General features: G+C 68.5%; 21 protein-coding genes and 4 pseudogenes. 20 read left to right on the forward strand and 5 right to left on the reverse strand.

From position 1 onward, the window contains the following. Positions 1–5 precede the first annotated feature (5 nt). The 4 genes from ACWDEX_RS05125 to ACWDEX_RS05140 all read left to right on the forward strand — a co-directional run bounded on the left by ACWDEX_RS05125 (position 6) and on the right by ACWDEX_RS05140 (position 4174). Complete coding sequence (locus ACWDEX_RS05125) at positions 6–713, forward strand: hypothetical protein (protein WP_450461812.1); 708 nt, start codon at positions 6–8, stop codon at positions 711–713. Positions 714–874: 161 nt separating this feature from the next. Continuing rightward, positions 875–2668, forward strand: a complete 1794-nt coding sequence (locus ACWDEX_RS05130; RefSeq protein ID WP_450461813.1) for a type IV secretory system conjugative DNA transfer family protein — start codon at positions 875–877, stop codon at positions 2666–2668. A 100-nt stretch (positions 2669–2768) separates the two neighbouring features. After that, entirely contained in the window at positions 2769–2999 is a 231-nt protein-coding gene (locus ACWDEX_RS05135) for a hypothetical protein (protein ID WP_450461814.1), read from the forward strand. Continuing rightward, positions 2996–4174 (forward strand): DnaB-like helicase N-terminal domain-containing protein, encoded by a 1179-nt coding sequence (locus ACWDEX_RS05140; RefSeq protein WP_450461815.1) that lies wholly within the window; start codon positions 2996–2998, stop codon positions 4172–4174. Before ACWDEX_RS05135 ends, ACWDEX_RS05140 begins: the two co-directional genes overlap by 4 nt. A 209-nt stretch (positions 4175–4383) precedes the next feature. Here ACWDEX_RS05140 and ACWDEX_RS05145 read toward each other — a convergent pair whose 3' ends face one another. From ACWDEX_RS05145 to ACWDEX_RS05155, 3 genes and pseudogenes are all read right to left on the reverse strand, one after another. Then, positions 4384–5142: a DUF4253 domain-containing protein gene (locus tag ACWDEX_RS05145; RefSeq protein WP_450461816.1), complete on the reverse strand. Its 759-nt coding sequence runs from the start codon at positions 5140–5142 to the stop codon at positions 4384–4386. Between the two features lie 14 nt (positions 5143–5156). Then, positions 5157–5561 (reverse strand): hypothetical protein, encoded by a 405-nt coding sequence (locus tag ACWDEX_RS05150; protein ID WP_450461817.1) that lies wholly within the window; start codon positions 5559–5561, stop codon positions 5157–5159. Between the two features lie 39 nt (positions 5562–5600). Further along, positions 5601–6119 (reverse strand): annotated as a pseudogene (locus tag ACWDEX_RS05155) (DUF4259 domain-containing protein). A gap of 117 nt (positions 6120–6236) precedes the next feature. Between ACWDEX_RS05155 and ACWDEX_RS05160 the strand changes: the two are divergent. The 11 genes and pseudogenes from ACWDEX_RS05160 to ACWDEX_RS05210 all read left to right on the forward strand — a co-directional run bounded on the left by ACWDEX_RS05160 (position 6237) and on the right by ACWDEX_RS05210 (position 11568). Beyond that, entirely contained in the window at positions 6237–6479 is a 243-nt protein-coding gene (locus ACWDEX_RS05160; RefSeq protein ID WP_450461906.1) for a DUF6461 domain-containing protein, read from the forward strand. Then, on the forward strand, positions 6467–6838 hold the full coding sequence (locus ACWDEX_RS05165; RefSeq protein WP_450461818.1) for a DUF6461 domain-containing protein: 372 nt from the start codon (positions 6467–6469) through the stop codon (positions 6836–6838). The genes ACWDEX_RS05160 and ACWDEX_RS05165 overlap by 13 nt, the downstream gene beginning before the upstream one ends. Positions 6839–7013: 175 nt before the next feature. Continuing rightward, positions 7014–7106, forward strand: a pseudogene (locus ACWDEX_RS05170) (DUF4265 domain-containing protein); the annotation flags it as partial. Positions 7107–7189: 83 nt separating this feature from the next. Continuing rightward, positions 7190–7384, forward strand: a complete 195-nt coding sequence (locus ACWDEX_RS05175) for a DUF4265 domain-containing protein (RefSeq protein WP_450461819.1) — start codon at positions 7190–7192, stop codon at positions 7382–7384. 49 nt (positions 7385–7433) lie between these two features. Beyond that, positions 7434–7802, forward strand: coding sequence for a hypothetical protein (locus ACWDEX_RS05180; RefSeq protein ID WP_450461911.1), 369 nt, complete (start codon positions 7434–7436; stop codon positions 7800–7802). Beyond that, on the forward strand, positions 7796–8161 hold the full coding sequence (locus ACWDEX_RS05185) for a hypothetical protein (RefSeq protein WP_450461820.1): 366 nt from the start codon (positions 7796–7798) through the stop codon (positions 8159–8161). The genes ACWDEX_RS05180 and ACWDEX_RS05185 overlap by 7 nt, the downstream gene beginning before the upstream one ends. Positions 8162–8479: 318 nt before the next feature. After that, positions 8480–9088: a DUF4913 domain-containing protein gene (locus ACWDEX_RS05190; protein ID WP_450461821.1), complete on the forward strand. Its 609-nt coding sequence runs from the start codon at positions 8480–8482 to the stop codon at positions 9086–9088. A 1-nt stretch (position 9089) separates the two neighbouring features. Further along, the gene (locus ACWDEX_RS05195) at positions 9090–9287 is read left to right on the forward strand and encodes a hypothetical protein (protein ID WP_450461822.1); all 198 of its coding nucleotides are present in this window, start codon (positions 9090–9092) and stop codon (positions 9285–9287) included. Continuing rightward, positions 9284–9757: a hypothetical protein gene (locus tag ACWDEX_RS05200; RefSeq protein ID WP_450461823.1), complete on the forward strand. Its 474-nt coding sequence runs from the start codon at positions 9284–9286 to the stop codon at positions 9755–9757. The genes ACWDEX_RS05195 and ACWDEX_RS05200 overlap by 4 nt, the downstream gene beginning before the upstream one ends. Before the next feature lie 44 nt (positions 9758–9801). Continuing rightward, positions 9802–10662: a DUF317 domain-containing protein gene (locus ACWDEX_RS05205; protein ID WP_450461824.1), complete on the forward strand. Its 861-nt coding sequence runs from the start codon at positions 9802–9804 to the stop codon at positions 10660–10662. A gap of 30 nt (positions 10663–10692) precedes the next feature. Next, complete coding sequence (locus tag ACWDEX_RS05210; protein WP_450461825.1) at positions 10693–11568, forward strand: DUF317 domain-containing protein; 876 nt, start codon at positions 10693–10695, stop codon at positions 11566–11568. Here ACWDEX_RS05210 and ACWDEX_RS05215 read toward each other — a convergent pair. Beyond that, the gene (locus ACWDEX_RS05215) at positions 11563–11745 is read right to left on the reverse strand and encodes a hypothetical protein (RefSeq protein ID WP_450461826.1); all 183 of its coding nucleotides are present in this window, start codon (positions 11743–11745) and stop codon (positions 11563–11565) included. The genes ACWDEX_RS05210 and ACWDEX_RS05215 overlap by 6 nt on opposite strands. Positions 11746–11967: 222 nt before the next feature. On the opposite strand from ACWDEX_RS05215, the gene ACWDEX_RS05220 reads away from it, so the two are divergent. The 3 genes from ACWDEX_RS05220 to ACWDEX_RS05230 are packed head-to-tail and all read left to right on the forward strand — an operon-like array spanning position 11968 to position 12609. After that, positions 11968–12207 (forward strand): hypothetical protein, encoded by a 240-nt coding sequence (locus ACWDEX_RS05220; RefSeq protein ID WP_450461827.1) that lies wholly within the window; start codon positions 11968–11970, stop codon positions 12205–12207. A 30-nt stretch (positions 12208–12237) separates the two neighbouring features. After that, on the forward strand, positions 12238–12342 hold the full coding sequence (locus tag ACWDEX_RS05225) for a DUF317 domain-containing protein (protein ID WP_450461828.1): 105 nt from the start codon (positions 12238–12240) through the stop codon (positions 12340–12342). A 42-nt stretch (positions 12343–12384) separates the two neighbouring features. Beyond that, entirely contained in the window at positions 12385–12609 is a 225-nt protein-coding gene (locus ACWDEX_RS05230; protein ID WP_450461829.1) for a hypothetical protein, read from the forward strand. Between the two features lie 214 nt (positions 12610–12823). Here the strand turns inward: ACWDEX_RS05230 and ACWDEX_RS05235 are convergent. Then, positions 12824–13123 (reverse strand): annotated as a pseudogene (locus tag ACWDEX_RS05235) (ISAzo13 family transposase); the annotation flags it as partial. 267 nt (positions 13124–13390) lie between these two features. Here ACWDEX_RS05235 and ACWDEX_RS05240 point away from each other — a divergent pair. Together ACWDEX_RS05240 and ACWDEX_RS05245 are read left to right on the forward strand one after the other, a co-directional pair. Further along, positions 13391–13516: pseudogene (locus ACWDEX_RS05240) on the forward strand (ABC transporter permease); the annotation flags it as partial. Positions 13517–13949: 433 nt separating this feature from the next. Continuing rightward, a complete protein-coding gene (locus ACWDEX_RS05245) occupies positions 13950–20072 on the forward strand; it encodes a DNRLRE domain-containing protein (RefSeq protein ID WP_450461830.1) in 6123 nt (2040 codons plus the stop codon). Positions 20073–20224 lie beyond the last annotated feature (152 nt).

Consider the following 20224-nt stretch of genomic DNA (forward strand, 5'->3'; position numbering starts at 1 on the left):
CCACGATGCCCACCCCGCCCGACGTCGTCATCACACGCCACCCGACCGGCGATGTCACCGCCGAAGGCGGAGACGAACTCGCCACCGCTCTCCTCAAGCGCGCGGGCTTCGTCATCGAGACGACGCCCCTGTCCTTCTGGTACCGCCTGCCCTGGGACATGGGTGAAGTCCGCGAAAACCAGATGGCCAGCCACGCAGCCCATATGCTCACCACCGCCGGCTACCGCGTCGACCTCGGCCGCGATCTGCGCGTCGGCGCTCTCACCACGCCCTCCGCCCCCCGGGGCGAGCACGTCCAGGGCCAGCAGATCCTGCATCTGACCGACGAACTCAACGGCGCTGAGACGTATGAGACCGCCGCTGATCTCACCCAGCACATCCTCCATCCCAACGACGGCGTACTCGTACGCCTCAGCGAGTTCTTCGAAGCCGCCGCCGAGCAGGCCAAGGCATCCGAGACCGACGCCGGTTGGGACCTTTCGTACGACTTCGCGGAAGCCGCCGCGACGCTCACCTCCCTCGGCGAGGACCTCCGCGAAGCCTCCGGCCAGCTGCGGGAACTCGGTCGGCCGGCGAAGCCGAGCTGGCAAACGCAGGTCGCCAACTACTACGCGACCGCCCCGGCCACCAGGCGCACGGGAACGACCACCACCGCGCCCGAGGCGTCCGCTGCCGCTCCGCCGCCCACGCCCAGGCCGAACCGGACACGCTGACCACCACCCCCACCGGCGTACCCGGACAACGCGCCCCCGGCCGTGCACAGCTCCCTCCTCTTCCACCCGCCACGGCCGCCAGGAGGCCCCCTCGTGATCGCCAGAAGAACCCGCCGCCCTCAGCACACCGCCCAGCTCGCACCATGTAACGGGACCGCGCTTTGTCTCCTGCACGTACCAGCACACCCTCGACCACCACCGGCACCGACTTCCTGCTGTACCTGATGTTGTCCGTCGCCGCCCTCGGTATGGGTGCCGGGACGTTGGCTTGGTTGTTTGCCAACAGCGTCAACGCCCTCACCAGGTCCGCCTCTTGGACCCCATACGAGCCGACGGCGGCGCTTCTGCACCCCCATGCGGTCTGGCCGGACCTCCCGCAGCCCGTCCTCTTCAGCGCCTGCTACGTCCTGCCCACACTCGTCCTCCTGGCCGCCGCGCTGCTCGGTGTGAAGGTGTGGCTGCGTCTGCGCGGCAACCCCAAGGGGCTGGCCGACCAGCGCGATCTGGCCGACCTGATGCCGAAGAAGATCGCGGCCAAGGCGACCGACCTGCGCCCCAGCCTCAAGGGCACCAAGCCCAAGAACGTCGCACCCGACGACCGCGGCGTTCTGCTCGGCACGCTCGCGCCCGGCGCGCGCGAGGTCCGCTCCTCGTGGGAGGACGTGATCCTGGCGATCATGGCGCCCCGGTCCGGCAAGACCTCCGGTCTTGCGATCCCGGCGATCCTGCGCGCTCCCGGACCCGTGCTGCTGACCTCCAACAAGGCCGCGCGTGACGCCTACACCGCCACGCTCGTAGCCCGCGCCGAAGCTGGCACGGTGTGGACGCTCGATCCGCAGCAGATCGCCCACGCACCCCGGACGATGTGGTGGGACATCCTGGCCGACGCCCACGATCTCGCCGGGGCCCGCCGCTTGGCCGGGCACTTCGTGACCGCCTCGGTGGACGAGTCGAGCGCGGGCGACTTCTGGTCCACCGCCGCCGCGAACACACTCACCGCGCTGTTCCTCGCCGCCGCCCGTGACCGGCGGCCGATCACCGACGTCCTGGCCTGGCTCGCCTCCCCGGCCGACCGCACTCCCATCGACCTGCTCCAGGACGCCGGAATCGAGGCGGTCGCCGCCCAGCTCCAGGGCACCGTGGCCGGCGCCGTCGAGACCCGCGACGGCATCTTCGAGACCGCCCGCCAGTACGCCAGCTGCCTGCTCGATCCGGCCATCGCCGCCTGGGTCACGCCGCCCAGCGGCCTCGGCAAGATCCGCGAGTTCAAGCCCGAGACGTTCGCCACCAGCAAGGACACCCTGTTCCTGCTGTCGAAGGACGGCGGAGGCTCCGCCTCGGCGATCATCGCAGCCGCCGCTGACGCGGTGATGCGCGCGGCTGTCATCCAGGCCGAGCGCGACGGCGGGCGGCTCGACGCCCCGCTGCTCGCGATCCTCGACGAGGCCGCCAACGTGTGCAAGATCGCCGACCTGCCGGATCTGTACTCGCACCTCGGCTCCCGGGGCGTTACCCCGATCACGATCCTGCAGTCCTACCGCCAAGGCGTCCGGGTCTGGGGCGAGGCCGGGATGGACGCCCTGTGGTCCGCCGCGACGATCAAGCTCATCGGTTCGGGCATCGACGACGCCGACTTCGCGGACAAGCTCAGCCGCCTGGTGGGCGATCACGACGTCCGTACGGTCTCGGTGTCCACCAGCGAGTCAGGCAAGTCCACGTCGGTCTCCATGCGCCAGGAACGCGTGCTGCCGGCTGACGCGATCCGCGCTCTGCCCAAGGGCTCCGCCCTCCTGTTGGCCACCGGCATCCGCCCTGCGCTCCTCGACCTCAAGCCCTGGTACCGGGAGCCGGACGCCGACCGGCATGGTGCCGCGTCCGCCAAGGAGACCGCAGCGATCACCGAGCGAGCGCTGACCAAGAACCTGCGTCGCGACGACTTCGGTCCGGCCGCATGACCAGGGTGCTGCCAGGCCCCCGGCTGACAAGACGCGATGAAGCACGCCTCATCCGCCTCGTGTCCCCGGGCCTTCGCCCTCGTCTTCTTGAGGTACTCCCATGTCCCACCCAGCCCCGTCCTGGGCTTTGGCCCGCCGTTCCGAGCGCCTCGCCGGCGCACCCGTCGTACGGCGCGGCACCGACTGGTGGCTCGTGTCCGCATCCGGGTCCGTGCTGGCCTCGGACCCCGTCTTCACAGATGAGCTGGACCGCTTCGCCGCCGACCTGGCCGCAGCCGACAGCGTCGTCGCCGAGATCCGCGCCCAGAGCAAGGCCGAGGCACGGCCGTGACCCCACTCGTCCACGCCGAGCAGGCCGTGCTGGGCGCGATCTTCCTGGAGCCCGGCCAGCTCGACCAGCTCTCACCCTGGCTGCGACCGGAGCACTTCTCCCGTCCCGCGCACGCGGCGATCTACGCCACGATGCTCAAGCTCAAGGCCGACCGTCACCCAGCGGCGGCCACGACGGCTCGCGACCCCGTCCCGCTGGCCTGGGTGAACGACACCCTGCGGGAGGCAAGTACGCGGACCCGCGGGCTCACCGCCTCGTATATTCACTCCCTCGTATCGGCGTGTCCGCGCCCCGACCACGCCCCGGTGTACGGACGGATGGTGCTGGAGGGGGCCATCCACCGCAGTGTTGCCCAGCATGCCGCCCGCCTCCACCAGGCCGCGCTCGACGACGGACGGACCGGCGCGGTGGAAGAGACGCTGCACCACGCTCAAGTCCTGACGGACGTACTCGCCGAACTGGCTCGCGGCTGGGGCGCCGAGGCTCGGCCCGTGAAGCCGCCTGTCGCGTACGAGTCCCAGGCCGAGCGCCCTCAGCCGGTGGGCGAGCAGGTCTTCGCCGACGAGGAGGTCCTGCTCGGCTGTCTCGCTTCCTGCCCCGAGCAGTTGCTCGACCTGGTGCGATGGCTTCGCCCCGGTGACTTCGCCGACCCGGGCCACCAGCAGATCTACCGGGCGCTGGGGGCCCTGCACCATCGCGGCGAGCCGATCGACCAGCTGACCGTGCTCTGGGAAGTCCAGCGTCGCGGTGCTCTGGCCGACGGGACGCTCGACGCCGAGCGTGTGCGACGGGTGTGCGATCCGCTCGTGGGCCTGGCCGCCGATCACTTCGGCGAGCAGGTCGTCCAAGCCTCTCTCATCCGGACCGCCGCCTTGACGGCCCGACAGGTTGGAGCCCTGGCCGACCGCGACGCGCTCGCACCCGGCCAACTCATCGGCTACGCCCTGCACGCGCTCGGCCCACTGGACGACGTTCGCCGCCGCCTACGCGTCGCCCACGAAACCGAACCTACGCCGCGGCAGCCGCCCAGCCAACCCGGTGCGACGCCACCCGCCGCCCGCATCGACGCCGCCCGCGCCCGCAGCCGCCTCGCGGCCACAGCGACCCCCTCGGCACCGGTCCCGGCCTCCTGCGCCCCACTTCCCGACCGACACAACAATCGGAGTCCGTCATGACCGAACTCACCGGCCGCTCGGACCTTAAGGGAGGAGGAACTGTACCCAGTGGCCCGGGAGCTCCACCTGTGGTTGCACATCGTCCACGCCATCGAAGCCCTCAACCCGTGCCTGATGGTGTGTTCACGAGTTCCTTTGATCAGGCGCGGGTGAAGCTCCTGAAGAGAGCTTCCCGCCGCGTGGTTGATCGTTCCCAGGTGGCGGATGCGTCAGTCCCACCAGAAGTCCCAGTTGTGCGCACCGGTGATCCGCTCTGCGTATGCAGCCAGTGTGTACGGTCGGCTGTCTTGCCAGATGTTGTCGGGGCAGAATGCGAAGTGCTCGGCCGCAACCCGGAGGGCGTCCTCCCCAGTCGTCGGTGGCGCTGCGACGCTGAGATGCAGGGTGGAGAAGCCAACCGCGACGACACGGACGTCGAATCGGTGCTCCCAGTCGCCGACGACTGCGGCAAACTTCCCCGTGTCGTTGTCGTAGTTGGCGGGACCGGACCATCCCGCGGTTGTGAGGGCTTCGGCGCCAGATGCGGCGGCGACCAGCCCCAGACGCGACTGGGGACGGTCGGCAAGGAACGCCTGGGCATAATCGGCGGCCAGCTGGTCGGCGTTCGTCACGGCCTCTCGGCTGGGTGCGCGTCCGGGCCAGCTTTGTCCGAAGGGGGCGGTGACGGCGAGGCGCCGCTCAGCCGAGAGCATGTCGTCTTCGTCGACGGCGGTGTACGTTGCCCACCACTTCGCGAGAAGGGCAGCCGGGTCGTGGCTCGCAGCAGCGGACATCTGCTCCGGGAAGACCTCGCCCGATCCCCAGGGCCGGAACTCGGCGTCGGCCGGATCCAGTGAGTCGAGCAGCAGCGGCCACAGGCCGGAGTGGCCGTGTTCGGCGTGCTGCCGAGCCCACAGCCCGGCCGTGGCCGGCCCGTCACTGAGCCATAGGGGTTGTCTATCCCCCTTGCCTTCACAGGACGTGATCATCCGGCCGGCGGGCATCACCGAGCGGACCCGATCACACGGTCACGGAACTGCTGGAAGGTATGCCAGCCGGACGTCTGCCCCGGCGTGATCAGGTCCCCTTCTGCGCAGTCGAAGACCTTGCAACACAGTGCTTCGGCAAGACGGAAGACGGTGGTGAGTACGTCGTCGCCAGAACCGCGAATGTGGAGCATGACTGAGTCCACCGGGTCCTCTGAGCCGATGTTGAGTTCCATGGACCAGGTGGGTCCGAGGATTTCCCCCCAGGTGGGGTCGGAAAGGTCGGCTTCGGGGACGGCGCGGGTGACAGTCGCAAGGATGTCGTCCCGGCGGCCGAGCGGAGTCGGCTCGTATTCATCGGGGAGGCACTGCATCGAGGTGACGTCGTCGGGCAGGCGTAGCAGGAGCACGTCCCAGCTCATCGCGTCCTTCCAGTGGGGCGAGCGGTTTCGGCAGGCTGTTCAGACCGGTTTGAGCTGTTCTCCGAGAGGTTGCGGCAGGAGCACGTTCTGCAGCCGGTGGATCTCCGCGCGCCAAGAGCTGCCCTGTGATCCGTCCCAGAGTTTGAGCAGTTCGAACGGCTCGGTCATGACACGGTCGAGTGCCTGGAGGGTGAGATCATGCAGGCCGACGAGGTCGGGAAGGGGCTCCTTTGGCCCATAGACGGAATCGGCCGGCGGGCCCTCTGGGCATTGCGCGGCGACGAGGGCAGCCGCGGCCACCGCTGCCTCGGATTCGGGTGCTTCGAGGTAGCCCTCGGTATCGATCACACGGGTGAGAGTGCTGCGGATGATGCCCTCTCGTTCGTTTGTGTCTGCCTCATCAAGGTCTTAGCAGAGGTCCGCTGCGGTGTCATTGTCGAAGGGGCCGACGTCCCAAGTGCCATAGTCTCTCCAGCTGGTGGTGTTGACCGAGGCATCCTGACAGAGGCCACTGACAACGTCCGCGCGCTCCGGGTGATGTCCACGAGCATCTCTGATAAGGCGGCCCAGGAGGGAAGAAGAACGCTTCCCGAACTGGCGGATGCCGTTCCCCGTCCCGTCAGAGGCCCCAGCCTCCTTCGGCTGTCAGTCGCAGGGGCCAGGATGGGTGGCATGATGAAAACCGGGGCGGACTACGCGTGGTTCGAGAACGACTTTCCAGACCTCTCCGAGGCGTACTGCTTCACCCTGGTGAGGGGCCCGTCTCCAACTGAGGTGATGTCTCGACTCGGAGGGCGTCCCGAGCCACCCTTGCACGGTATAGCGCCAGTAGTTGATGCCGCCTTCGCCCAGTTCGACCTCGCGGAGGGTGACCGTCAGTTGGTCGCCATGACGGCGGTGGGTGCTTGGAGCTGCTGATCGAGCCCAACGGCTACCTGGGGGTCTCCGAAGATCGAGCGCTACCGGCCTCCGCGGGGGCGAGTTGGGTCTCTCACTTCGTCAACGTCAACGCCGTCGGTACGTTCCTCTGGGCTGAGGACCAGGTGCTACGGCTGCGCTTCGACCCCATGTTCCCGGAGGACCGGTGGGGCACCGCTCCCGATGAACTCCTCGACGTCTTGCAGCGAACCGGCTTCCATTTTGGCGAGGAGACTCCCGAGACAGAACTGTCCTCACCTGCAGCGTTCGCGCTTGCGGAGCATCTGACCGGCGTCGCCATCACCCCAGAGCTACTCGAGGAGACCACGTTCACCTGCGCCACGGTGCGGATTCGGTGACGCCGTTCGTGCGTAGTCCCAAGGCCAGCCGTACAGACGGGATGTGGATGATGTTGTGGTGACGGACATCAGAGGCGACCGCGTGAAGGTCCACTTCCGGCTGGAGACAGACGAGGACGGCTGGCCGCCGGCGAGCGCGGAGAGCTTGTGGGCGGTGGACCTCGGCGACGGGACTGTGCGGTTGGACAACACTCCGTGGTTCGTACGCGGAGTCGCCAGTGACGACATCATCCGGGTGAAGGTCGACGATGAAGGTGTCCGCTGGGCTGGCGAGACGCTGCGGGCTTCAGGGAACTGCACCATCCGGCTGATCGTCCTGAGGGATGGCGCTCGGGGGCTGCCCGGCAGACCGTGCTGGAGACGTTCCACCGCCTCGGCACGACCGGTGAGGGGATCGAGCAGTTCCGGATGGTGGCTCTCGATGTTCCACCGGATGCGGACCTGCCTCGGATCCCGAAGCTCTTGGAGCATGGAGAGGCCAAGGGGTGGTGGCACTGGGAGGAAGGGTGTGTCACCGGCTCGTGGCGGGCCACGGCAGCGGCGTGACTGTCATAGAAGCTCGCCCCTCACGGTACGGAGGCGAGGAGGCAACGAGATGAGCACCCTTCGCTGCGTCAGATGCCAGCAGCCCCTGACGAGCGAGGTGGTGCCGGGGGAACCGCTCAGAGGGCCTGAGCGGCCGGCGGTCCACAAGGTCGTCTCTCCCCGGATGGCTCCGGCGATCTTCAAGGTCAATTTCGATGTCAGTCTGCTGACCTTTCACCCGGATGACGTTCCGGGGACTGCGCTGCACTCCGATTCTCGGCGTCTGGCTGGTTGCTGCGGGGTCGCCGGCCAGGATGGCCCCAACCTTGTGTGCAGCGGCTGTGGTGTCGAAGTCGGGACCAAGGAGTCTGACTGCTGGACCGACAACCTCGTGGCGTTGATCACCGCCGTTACGGATGAGCCCAAGGCGCGTTGCTGAAAACACCGACGGGCAACTTGGCGACGAACGGCGGCAGTCAGCACCTGATCAAGCGGAAGGTGGGCGGCGGCCACGGCCCGAACCTGGCGGACGAGGTGGAGTGGCTGCTGCCGACGCCGAAGGCGTCCGACGGGACCAAGGGATCGCCGAACCAGCGCCACGGCAACGGGGACTTGACCTTGCCCTCGGCGGCAGCCCGCTTGCGGCATGCCCCGGACACGGAGTCCGCGCCCACGACCGGTCGGCACGCGGTGGCCCGTCCCAGGACGCGTACGACGCAGGCACTGGCGCTGTTCGAGGCGGACGGCCCCAGACGTGGGGTCCGTACGCGGCGGCCATCTCCCGGTGGGAGCGGGTAACGCGCCCTGCACCCCCGCCCACCGACAGGGCGGGGCGTCTCAGTCCGCTGTTCGTGGAGTGGATGCAGGGGCTTGAACCCGGCTGGGTGACGGCAACGCCGGGACTGGGTCGTCCCGCCCAACTGGCCGCTTTGGGCAACGGGGTTGTGCCGCAGCAGGCCGCTCAAGCGCTGGAGATCCTCGCTCCTCCCGTCCCGGTCTGCTGCCATCACGGTTCGCGGTGAACGGCGGTTTCTACACCGGATTCCCGGCCGGGCCAAACCCGGATTTCTCCGGATCCTCGCCACCCCAACCACTCGACCTTGCGGAGGGGCAGCGATGACCGAATCACCTCAGGGGAGCAAGCCGATACGCGTGCCAGACCACGATCTGGACGACCTGGTCTCCACGGTCGCGAGGCTGGTCACGGAGAGCCGCAAACAGGGCGAGACGCTCGCCCGGCTCACCGACGACTTCCCGCCTTCGGATGAGGACGAGGGCACCGGGGCCGAGCACGGTGACGGCGAGGGCTTGGTCGCCGCGTCGGCGGCGGCCGAGCCGGGCGGCTCACCGGAAGGCCCAGCTTCGATCTTCATCCTGGCGCTCGCCGGCAACGCATACGTCGAGGAGCTTGCGGCGCTGGCCGGTTGGGTGCACGACCTGCTGCTTCCGGTCTACGGGCGAGAGATCACCACCGGTCGCCCCTGGTGCCGGCAGTGGCAGGAGCACCCCGAGGCCGTCGCCCGCCTGCATGCCCTGTGGCTGGCCTGGCAGCAGCTCACCGACGTCGAGGCCGGGCTCACCGGCCCCTCGACGTGGCACCGCGACCACCTCGACCCGACCTTGCTCCAACTCCGAGCGCCGGACGGCCCGTTCGGCGCATGCACCACCAGCCCGACCCGTCCCAACCACCGGCTCCTGGCCTCGCCCGAGCCCGCGGGAGCCTGACATGGCCGACACGTACGAACCTCCGATGCCGGACTACCGCATCGACGGCTTCGAAGCAGCCAACGAGGAGGTCGAGCGGCGCTCAGGCTGCCCGCACCCGCTCGCCGGAATCGCCGGTCTCGCAGTCCCCGCGGCGCCTGTCGTCGCTCCTCGCCCCGTACTCCTCGCCGTACCGCGCTCTCGTCGGGGTGCGCGGTGAGCCGGGCGCGCTACGCCTTCGCGGCGCGTCCCGAGGCTCTGGCCGACCTGCGCTCGGTCCCGGAGAACATCCGCGACCTGGCCCTGCTGGAGCTCCAGCACCTGGTCCACGGCAACGAACGCGGCGCGGCGCTGACCCGCGAGCTCGCGGGCTGCCACAAGATCTACGTCGATCCGGAGACCCGCTGGCGCATGGTCGTCCAGTACCGTGACGCTCCGTCATCCTCGCAGCACCGCCGGGAGATTTATCTCCTGGCGGTCGGCGAACGCCAGGACCAGAGCGCGTACCGCACCGCGGCTCGTCGGCTGGACCGCGAACGCGAGGCATCCGCCAAGACCACCCCGCTGCACGGCCGTCGTGCCCAGACGGCACGGTCCCGGTCCCCGCACGGGAGCGCAGCTCCGGCACACACCAGTTCGCCAGCCCCCGCCACCTCCACGGCTCCGCCACGAGCACGCCGCCGGCCGTGACGCCCAGCCCCTCATCCGCCGCCACCGCCCGGAGGTACTTCCCCATGCCACCTCTCGACCTCGGCGAACTCGCCCCGACCACCGAGGTCCGCGTTGCACCCGTCCACCTCGCAGGCCCCGGAACGAAGGAGGCCGTCTTCAGCATCCTCGACAAAGCTGCCGGGTGGTCGAAGACCGTCGCCTTCGGCGCGGACACGTACTACGCCAGCCCGTGCCAGCGAGTCCGTATCGCCAACCCCGTGGAGAGCCAGTACGGCGGACGGACGATCACCTATGCCGAGGACCAGCTCGGCGTACCGGACTGGATCACCACCTTCGACCGCAACACGCCCCAGGAGATCGTCGCCGCCTTCACCGAGACGCTCGTCCACAGCCTGCCCAACCACTTCCGGGACTACCTCAGCGGCGGCAAGCACCACACCGGCCTCAGCCCGGAGGGCGTACTGCGTCGCAACAAGTGGCAGTCGGTTCACGGAAGTCGGCCGCACTGGATCGTCTCCCCCGACAACCACGCGGCCTTGCGCACGCGCAGCGGGTGGCTCCACGAGTACACCGAGCTGCTGACACCAGAGAAGTCCATGTGGCGGCTGTCCGGAGGCGTCGATCCCGTCCGCGCTCCCAGTTGGAGGGCCTTCTTCAGCGGCAGCACCCCGCAGCACCTGCGTACCGCTGCTGCGGTTGCTCTTACCAGCTCTGACCCTGTGCCGCGTCTCGTCGGCGACATCCCCGACCGCCACCGCGACTTGGTGCACGTGCGCCTCGCCAAGCCGACCGCCGCCGTCCCCAGGGCTCAGGCGGCCCTGGCGCGCCGGCCGCACGCCGCCCACCTGCCCGCTCCCGGGGCGGAGGCCGCAACCCCGCCCGCATCCCTTGTCACGCATGGTCGTTCACGCCGTCAGCGCTGACGGCCCGCCGCTCGCCCCCGGAGATCCCGCATGCCCTCACACACGCCCGACGGCGACGTCTACATATCCCCCCTGTACCTCGCCGGTTCCACCGCCATCGGCGACCCAGCGCTGCAACCTCTCGTCGACCACGGTTTCACCCTGCAGAGCGACGAACTGGCGAACGTCTACGTCTCCTCCCCCGACCAGCATGTACGACTCGGATTCCTCCCCGAAGGCATCGACAGCACCTTGTGGAAGGTCGCCGCCCACAGCGACCCGTTCGGTCCCCCCGACTGGCTGTGCACCTTCGACGCCAACACGCCAACAGAGTTGGTGACCGCCTTCACCTCCGCCCTCGCCACCAGCTACGCCAAGGATCCGGACGCTGTCCTGACCGGCCCTCGCGGCCCGGCCGAGGAAGGCTTTCGTCCCCTGGACGACGCTGGATGGCAGCGAGGGAACTACCAGCTCACCACCCTCTTCACCGCCCCCGCCGGACTCGCCGGCCTCACCTACAGTGGCCGAGCCCTGAACCGACATGCCGAACTCCGCGGCGACCAGTACCGCTGGCTGCTCTGGGGTGGCCAGGACGGCTTCAGCTCACGCTGGTACGTCACGTTCACCTCCGCAGTCCCCATCGACCTGATCGCGGCGACCACCGCCCGCTTGGCCGACCCCAGCCCTGTGCTCCGCTACGAGCTCGAGGTCCCGGAACGAAACCGCAGTGCCGCACGCATACGACCTGTGTCTCCCCCGGTACCGACTCCGCTGGACGTCCGGCGTGCCGCAGCCGCACGCGCGCGTTCCCACGCAGGTCGCCTTGTCGGCCGCGCCCCCACAGCGTCCACAACCACGGGCAGTCCCAGTGCCGTCCTGCCAGCACGCCCCGCCCACAACAGGTGTGTTGCGGCGGCACGCTCATGACGAGAGTCGCCGTAGGCTTCCGTAGGCCCCATGACGCTCCTGGCTGGGTTCCCGCGCGGCGCCCACCGCCAAGCCCAGCTCCTCCACGCTCAGCTCGATCCGTCTACCATCTGCCATGCGGGATCGGCCCAGGGCCGCCGCCGCCACGTCGTCCACGGCCTCGTCGTACGTACGCATCGCCCTGTCCAGCGCGCTGCCCTTCCCTCTTCCATCGGTCGCCCCGGGAACAGCTCCCGGGGCGACCGATCCATTCCCCTACGGCTCACCAGCGGTCGCCGCCGCAGCCAGTTCGCCCACGGCAGACGCCTATCCCCCGGAAGGGACTGGAGACCTGTCCGTCGACCATGTCAACGTACGACCGCTTCGAAAAACCCCAGGTCAACGAAGGGTCTTCTACTCGTGACGCTTACCGCCACCACGCCGCTCCCGGTCCCCGCCGAACCTCCTCACGGCCCGCTCGGCAACCGTGAATGGCTGCTCGACTGCCACTGTGCGGGCCCGGTCGTCGACCTCCTCCAGGGCCAGGGTTGGGACGTCATCTCCGACCCGTACGCCAACGTTCACTGCTCCAGCCCCGACCAGCGTGTGTACGTCGGGTTCCTCCCCGAAACCGAGGAGGCCGCGCGCGGCGAGCTGTGACGCATCCAGGTCAGAAACACCGACGGCGAGGTGGCGTGGAGCCAGACATTCGGGGCGGGTGTCCCGGCCCGAGCCGTGGCCGGCTTCCTCGCCGCGCTCATCGCCTTCCCCAACCGCTACTGCGCCTGCGTCTGACCCTCGCCGACCGCCCTGCTCCACCAGCCAAGGACTTCTCTCTTGTCACACGAGACCACCGTTCGCCAGCTGATCCACCAGCTCCAGGCCGTCGACCCGGATCTGCCCGCGTACTTCGCCGTCAACCCAGACTGGCCCCAGGCCCACCGCATCGGTCACGTCATTGAGATCAGCGGCCCGGACGGTGCCGTCTACCTCGCTGAGAACGGTCAAGAGGGCGTACTGCCGCCCGAGGTCCGCGCTCACCTCGACTGGGCCGACGTGTGAACCGCCGGTCACGCTCGCCGCTCGCGGTGAGCGCGAAACCCCCTCCGTAACCACCTGGTGCTTGGCGATCTGACTCAACGCCCCAATGCCTCGTGATGTACTGGGGTACGGATCGGCCGTCCGCTCCGTACCAGTACGTCACCGATCCGACTTCCACGACCTGAGTGCCCGTACAAGACCGCACTCCCCTTCGTCCGGGCTCCGTTCTGCTGGGCTGGGAGCGGCGACATCGGATCACCCCGCTCATCCGGCTCGACCAGCGACAGCAGAGCGGGCCACAGCCCCGGATCGGTCTCGGTGGCCCGCTTACGGCCCCCGCCCGGCCGCCACACCCGGCCCAACGGCTCCTTTCCGGTTTCCAGCTCGAACACGACCCTGCGGACCGTGGTTTCGCTTGCTGCGACCGCCTGCGCGGCGGCCCGAATACCGCCACGTCCCAACAGCCGGGCCTCGACCCCATGAGCAGCCGCCGCTGTCGCTCATCCAGGTGCCGGAACAACACCGCTATCTTCACGGCGGGTTGATCACGGGTCTACGCCAGGGATGCGCATACCACACCAACGAGCCCCAGAACAGGAAGCAACACTTTGATGATCTCGTAAGCCCCCTTGGTTGACGTCCAACGTCGCCCGCCTCGCAGGCCACAGCATCGCCGCACTCTTCCCTTCTCCGCGGAGGCACCTCCGCGATGACCTTCCCGATGTTCACCAAACTCTTCGTGCGCTGAGCCATGGCCCTCACCCCGCCCCTGTCCATCGCCCCGGGGAAGGTCAGCCAATGACTACCGCCCGGCGCCGCCATGAACGCCGAGCACGCCGCCATCTACTTCCCCGGCCGCCAGCGCGGCTTCCCCTACCTCATCCTCGCCGGCTGGTCCCTGACCTCCTACGCGGTCTTCTGGACGTAGCGACACCGCCACCCCAGCGGACGCTCACGCACACAACTGCAGCGGAACCGCCGCGATCTGGCACGCAACCTGCAGATCGCGCAGGCGGTCAGCCGATTACCGACCCCCATAGCCACTAAACGTGGTCACGTGAACTCGTTTCGTGAAAAAGATCACGACCCTACTTGACGGAGCAAGATCCCTTTTGCTCACCGCTTGCCATCTTTGCTCTTTTTTTACTTCGGCTATCTTCGCAGCGACGTCACAAATGTGGCGGGTTCGTGAGTGAAAGGTCCGGAGAAACCGAATGATTCGAAACCATGCGTCACATCGGCGCAGACTTACTTGGCTTGGGGGGAGCACTCGCTGGATAGCGGGAAGCCTGTCCCTGGCTCTTGCCGTCACACTGCTTGACGGCGCGTACTCCACGGCCGACGCGACTCCGCAAGCACCCATGGAGGCGAAGAGCGCGGCCGTCACCGCAGCGGCGGACATACCGTCGGCGCGCGTGGCCGCCCGGCTGTCGGGTAAACGCGTGGAGGCGCTGTCGGAGCGTACCGAGACCTCGACGACCTGGGCGAACAAGGACGGTTCGCTCACCACGGAACTTTCCGCCGGCCCCGTTCGGTTCACGGACGAGGCCACGGGGAAGTGGCGTGAAGTCGACCTGGATCTCGTCCAGGGCTCCGACGGGACGGTGGAGCCCAAGGCCCACCCGGGCGGGCTGCGGCTGGCCGGCAGGTCCGGGACCCCGGCGACTTCGCTGAAAGCTGCTCAGCAGGCCAAAGCCACCGACTTGGTGACCTTAGGCGAGGGTGATCAGCAGATCACACTGCAGTGGAAGGGCGGCCTGCCGCAGCCGAAGCTGGATGGCACGCGGGCGGAGTACGTCAACGCCGTACCGGGCGCGGACGTGGTCGTGGAGGCCACCCGGACCGGCTTCGAGCAGTACGTCGAGCTCAAACAGCGCCCCGGAACCGGTGCCGAGAGCGGCTACTCCTACACGCTGCCGCTTAAGGCCAAGGGCCTGAAGGCGAAGCAACTCGCCGATGGCAGTGTGCTCTTCACCGACAAGAAGAACAAGAAGCGGGCCGTGATGCCCGCGCCGGTGATGTGGGACGCCACCGTGGATGAGCGATCCGGTGAGCACACCCGCAAGGCCAGAGTCGGTCTGAAGGTGGTCCAGAAGGGGTCGTCCGTCGACCTGGTGATCGCCCCGGACGCGGACTTCCTCGCCGACAAGGCGACGAAGTTCCCGGTCACGATCGACCCGTCCACCTCTTCGCTGTCGAACGTCTTCGATACCTATGTACAGCAGGGGGTGACGGTCGACCAGTCGACCGATGTCGAGCTGGACTGGGGCAACCCGGGCACCAAGAACGCGGACGGCACCCCGCGCACCGCGCAGACCTTCATCTCCTGGAACACCACGCCGATCCAGGACGCGCTGGTGCTCGACGCGAAGCTGTCGCTGTACAACTTCCATTCGGGCAACACCGACTGCAAGGCGTACCCGTGGGAGGTGTGGTCCTCCCCTGCGGCCTCCACCTCCAGCCGGTGGACCAACCGCCCGACGATGACGGCGAAGAAGGCCACCTCCACCGAGACCCGCGGCAACACGTCGTGCACCAGCACCCAGCCCAAGGGCTGGATCAACGCCGACGTCACCACACTGGCCCAGGAGTGGGCCTCGGCGAAGACCACCCGCGGCCACATGGGCATCCGCGCCACGGACGAGTCGGTGGTGGCGCAGTGGAAGCGGGTCAACTCCGCCAACGCGGCCTCGAACCCGCCGAAGCTGGTGGTCAACTACAACTACCGGCCGCGCACCGGCACCAAGCAGGAAGCCGGCCCGCCGTACTTCTCCTACAACGGCGACTACGTGGTCAACACCACCACGCCCACGCTGCGGGACACCTTCGTCGACGCCGACGGAGACAAGGTCAACGGCACCTTCCAGATCTTCGACTCCGCCACCAACGCCCAGGTCGGCAACGTCCTGGTGTCCAAGTTCGTGCCGTCGGGGCAAGTGGCCTCGGTGACCGTGCCCTCCGGCGTGCTCGCGGACGGCAAGACGTACAAGTTCCGCACCAGCCCGTACGACGGCACGCACTACAACACCGGCTGGTCGGCCTGGAAGACGTTCACCGTCGACACCAAGGCGCCTTCTGCGCCGACGAAGGTCGTCTCCACGGACTACCCGTCGGACAAGTGGGTCAAGGGCGCAGGTCAGGCCGGTACCTTCACGGTCACCCCGCCGGCCGGAGGTGACCACAACTGGCTGGAGTGGTCGCTGGACGCCGTGACCTGGACCAAGGTGACCACCAGCGGTTCCAGCGCGAACAAGGCCATCAGCGTCGCCCCGCCCAAGGACGGAACCCACACCCTGCAGGTGCGGGCCGTGGACAAGGCGGACAACAAGTCTGACTCCGTCGAGTACACGTTCCACGCGGGCCCCGGCGGCTTCGTCCAGCCCAACGACGGTGAACGCACCGCACGCCGACTTCCGCTCGTGGCGGAGGCCGAGAGCGCGAAGTACAACGCGGTGTCCTTCTCCTGGCGCCGCTCCGAGGCTGACAAGTGGGTGGCGATCCCCGCCGGCCACGTGACCTCCGGCGGTACCCCGCTGACGGCATGGCCCGTAGCGCTGACCAGCGGCAAGAACGCCCCGCTGGTGTGGAACGCCCCTGACACCGTTGACCCCGACGGCACGGTGCAGATCAAGGCCGACTTCACCGGACCGAACAGCGCCTCGGGCAGCACCGAGCCGCTTACCGTGGTCGTCGATCGCAATGCCGACGGCGCCACCACCCAGGAGGTGGGCCCCGGTACGGTGAACATGCTGACCGGCGACTTCGGCCTGTCGGCCACCGACGCCAACGCGTTCGACATGACCGTCACGCGTACGGCCTCGTCCCGCACACCGGACAAGGGCGCCACCCAGGAGGGACAGGCCCCGATCTTCGGCAAGGAGTGGGTGTCGGGCGCGACCGCCGAGCTGACGGACTCCGACTACTCCCACATCCGCAGGATCTCCGACACGGCCGTGGCCCTGGTCGACAACGACGGTGAGGAGACCCACTTCACCGCGAACGCGGCCAAGACGGGCTGGATTCCGGAACCGGGTTCGGAGGACCTCACCCTCAAGGGAAGCGTGAGCAGCACCTTCACGCTCTCCGACACCGACGGCACGGTCACGCAGTTCACCAAGCCCGATCCGGCCGTGCCGACCTGGCAGGTCTCCAGCACACTGCTGGACGGGCTGTCCAACTCCACGACCACGGTGATCTCGCAGAAGACCACCTACAACGGCAAGGACGTCGCTCGGCCCAAGTGGGTCATCGCACCCACTTCGGCCGCGACCGCTGCGGAGTGCGCCGCCGATCCGTCCACCAAGGGCTGCCGGGTCCTGGAATACCTGTACCCCTTGACCACCACCGCCACGGACACCGAGTTCGGTGACGTGGTGGGCCGGGTCAAGAACATCCGGCTGTGGGCCACCGAGCCGGGGGCTGACAGCTCCAAGGTCCTCTCGATCGCGTCGTACGCGTACGACACGCAGGGGCGGCTCCGCGAGACGTGGAACCCTCGCATCTCACCTGCGCTGAAGACGCAGTACGAGTACGACAGCGCGGGGCGGGTCGTCAAGTTCACCCCGCCCGGCGAACTGCCCTGGACCTTCACCTACGGCAAGGCGGGCAACGCCGCCACCGCCGGTGACGGCATGCTACTCAAGGCCACCCGCGCGGGGCTGAAGCAGGGCACCGCCGATGTCGAGGAGGGCACGGCCGCCACCAGCATCGTCTACGACGTGCCGCTGACCGGCACCGCCGCACCGAACAAGATGGGTGCCTCGGATGTGAAGGCATGGGGCCAGCTCGACGCACCGACGGACGCGACCGCGGTCTTCCCGGCCGATGTCGTGCCGTCCTCGCACTCCGGCGGCTCGCTGACCGCGGCCGCCTACAAGCGGGCCGACGTGCACTACCTGGGCGTATCCGGCCGTGAGGTCAACTCCGCCACCCCCGGCGGCCATATCTCCACCACCGAATACGACCGCTTCGGCAACACCGTCCGTGGACTGACCGCCGCCAACCGCGCCGTCGCCCTCGGGCTGACCGCCGACGACAAGGCCACCCAGGCCGACCTCGGCATCACCCAGCTCCCCAGCGCCGAGCGTGGCGACCTGCTGGCGACCCGGTCTGTCTACAACGAGACCGGAACCCGCGTACTGGAGGAGTTCGGCCCGCTGCGCAGGGTCGACCTCACCGCCGATCTCAAGCAGGGCACCACCTCGCTGGCGTCTACGGGCACTTCGGTCACCGCGCGTCCGTGGACGGTCAACGAGTACGACGCGGGCCGGCCCACGGACGGCACCGCCAAGGTCAAGGACCAGATCACCAAGGTCACCGTTGGCGCCCAGGTGCGCGAGCACCCCTCCGTCCAGGGCGAGGCCCGGGTCACCCAGACCGTCTACGACTGGGCCAAGGGCCTGCCGACCAAGACGATCAAGGACCCGGGTGGTCTGGCGATCACCGAGACCACGGAGTACGACGCCCAAGGCCGCACTGTCAAGCAGCTGCTGCCTGGTGCGACAGGCACGGACGCGGCGACCCGCGTGACCACGTACTGGTCCGCGACCGGGACCGGCGCCTGCGCCGGCCGACCGGAGTGGGCCGACCTGGTCTGCTCGGTCGGACCCGCCGGCGCGATCACCGGTGGCGGCTCCAACCCGACGGGGCTGCCGAGCAGCACCACCGAGTACGACTGGTGGGGCAACACGGCCAAGGTCATCGAGACCGCCAACGGCAGCACCCGTACGACGACCACGATGTACGACGGCGCGGGCCGGTCGATCAAGACCGTCGTCAGCGGCGGGCTCGGCCAGGCGGTGCCGGAGGCCACCACGGAGTACGACCCGCTCAACGGCAAGGTGGCCAAGACCACCTCGCCTACCGGCGGCACGATCACCAAGGCGTACGACAGGCTCGGCCGCCAGATCGCATACACCGACGCGGACGGCGGCAAGACCACGACCGAGTACGACCTGCTCGACCGGCAGGTCAAGGCGACGGACACGGTGCCGTCGACGGTCACGTACACCTACGACACGGCCATCGAACCGCGCGGCCTGGCCACAAAGACCACCGACTCGATCGCCGGTACGTTCCAGGCAACGTACGACGCGGGCGGGGCGGTGGTGACCGAGAAGCTGCCCGGCGGCTACACCGTCAAGCAGACCAACGACCCGTCGGGTTCCGCCGTCGACCGTACGTACACCCGTGACAACGACGGCACCATCGTCTACTCGGACACGGTGACCGAGTCCATCCACGGCCAGGTCACCAGCCATGCCGGCTGGTCCGACCAGGCTTACGGCTACGACGTCACGGGCCGCCTCACCACGGTCGAGGACACCAACGAGACGGTCTGCACGCGCCGCAGCTACGCCTTCGACGCGCGCACCAACCGCAAGTCCCTGACCACGGCGACAGGAGCGCCCGGCACCGACTGCCCCACCAACGGAGGCACCGCCGCCAACTCCACGTACGACAGCGCCGACCGGCTAGTGACCTCCGGGTACACCTACGACGCGTTCGGCCGTACGACCGCCCTGCCGGACAGCACCATCGGCTACTACGCCAACGATCTTGCGTACCAGCTGACCTCCGGCGGAAAGCGCCAGACGTGGCAGCTCGACGCGGCCCTGCGCTTCCGCTCCTGGAAGGTGGAGACGGGCAGTGGATCGACCTGGACGCAGACCGCGTCCAAGCTCAACCACTACGACGGCGACGGCGACAACCCGCGCTGGATCGTGGAGGACACCACCACGGGAGCCCTGACCCGCAACGTCGACGGGACCTCCGGCGACCTGGCGGCGATCACCACCAAGACCGGCGACACGGTGCTGCAGCTCACCACCATCCACGGTGATGTGGCACTCCAGCTCCCGCTGGACGCGAGCAAGGCCCCGGTCGCCCTGGACTCGGACGAGTACGGCAACCCGAGGAGCGGCCAGGAACCGACCCGCTACAACTGGCTCGGCGCCAAGCAGCGCTCCGCGGAGACCCTGACCGGCCTGACCCTGATGGGTGTCCGCCTCTACAACCCCCAGACCGGCCGCTTCCTCTCCCTCGACCCGGTCTACGGCGGCAACGCCAACGCCTACGACTACGTTCATGCCGATCCCATCAACCGCCTGGACCTCGATGGAAAGTGGGGAATCTCCAAGAGATGGAAGCGTAGGCTGCTGCGAGGTGCGGTCTATGCAGGAGCCGCGTTCGCCACAGCGGGCGTCTGCGCCGCCACCGGAGTAGTCGGATGCATCGTTGCCGGCGCCGCGATCGGCGCGGCCGGTGGCGCGGGAGACTACTGGGCCAAGCGACGATTCGGAAATCGCGCCAAGTTCAAGCGCCGGGACTTCTGGGGAAGCGTGGGCACGGGCGCCGGTTTCGGTCTCGCCGGCGGAGTCGGTGGTGCTGCCTGGAAAGGTGTCGGCAGGGGTCTCAAATATGTAGCGAAGACGAAATACAAGCCCAGGCACGCCGTGCCACGCGGCAGGCATCGCAGGCACTGACGGCCGGAGAAGAAAAAGAACAATGAAATTGTCTGATCTGCTCATCCTCATGGGCGTCCTGGCCGTAGGAGGGGCTCTGGCCCTCCTGTTCGGCGGTGGCATTCCGAGTCAGGCCGTGCTGGCGCTGACAGTCGGCGGAGGCGGAGCCTACG

Source organism: Streptomyces sp. NPDC001020, from assembly GCF_053599115.1.

Coding starts and splice junctions, on each gene's coding strand:
- ACWDEX_RS05245 (WP_450461830.1), top strand. CDS start 13,950: ATGGAGGCGAAGAGCGCGGCCGTCACCGCAGCGGCGGACATACCGTCG.
- ACWDEX_RS05135 (WP_450461814.1), top strand. CDS start 2,769: ATGTCCCACCCAGCCCCGTCCTGGGCTTTGGCCCGCCGTTCCGAGCGC.
- ACWDEX_RS05125 (WP_450461812.1), top strand. CDS start 6: ATGCCCACCCCGCCCGACGTCGTCATCACACGCCACCCGACCGGCGAT.
- ACWDEX_RS05145 (WP_450461816.1), bottom strand. CDS start 5,142: ATGATCACGTCCTGTGAAGGCAAGGGGGATAGACAACCCCTATGGCTC.
- ACWDEX_RS05215 (WP_450461826.1), bottom strand. CDS start 11,745: ATGCGTACGTACGACGAGGCCGTGGACGACGTGGCGGCGGCGGCCCTG.
- ACWDEX_RS05180 (WP_450461911.1), top strand. CDS start 7,434: ATGAGCACCCTTCGCTGCGTCAGATGCCAGCAGCCCCTGACGAGCGAG.
- ACWDEX_RS05210 (WP_450461825.1), top strand. CDS start 10,693: ATGCCCTCACACACGCCCGACGGCGACGTCTACATATCCCCCCTGTAC.
- ACWDEX_RS05195 (WP_450461822.1), top strand. CDS start 9,090: ATGGCCGACACGTACGAACCTCCGATGCCGGACTACCGCATCGACGGC.
- ACWDEX_RS05190 (WP_450461821.1), top strand. CDS start 8,480: ATGACCGAATCACCTCAGGGGAGCAAGCCGATACGCGTGCCAGACCAC.
- ACWDEX_RS05150 (WP_450461817.1), bottom strand. CDS start 5,561: ATGAGCTGGGACGTGCTCCTGCTACGCCTGCCCGACGACGTCACCTCG.
- ACWDEX_RS05160 (WP_450461906.1), top strand. CDS start 6,237: ATGAAAACCGGGGCGGACTACGCGTGGTTCGAGAACGACTTTCCAGAC.
- ACWDEX_RS05205 (WP_450461824.1), top strand. CDS start 9,802: ATGCCACCTCTCGACCTCGGCGAACTCGCCCCGACCACCGAGGTCCGC.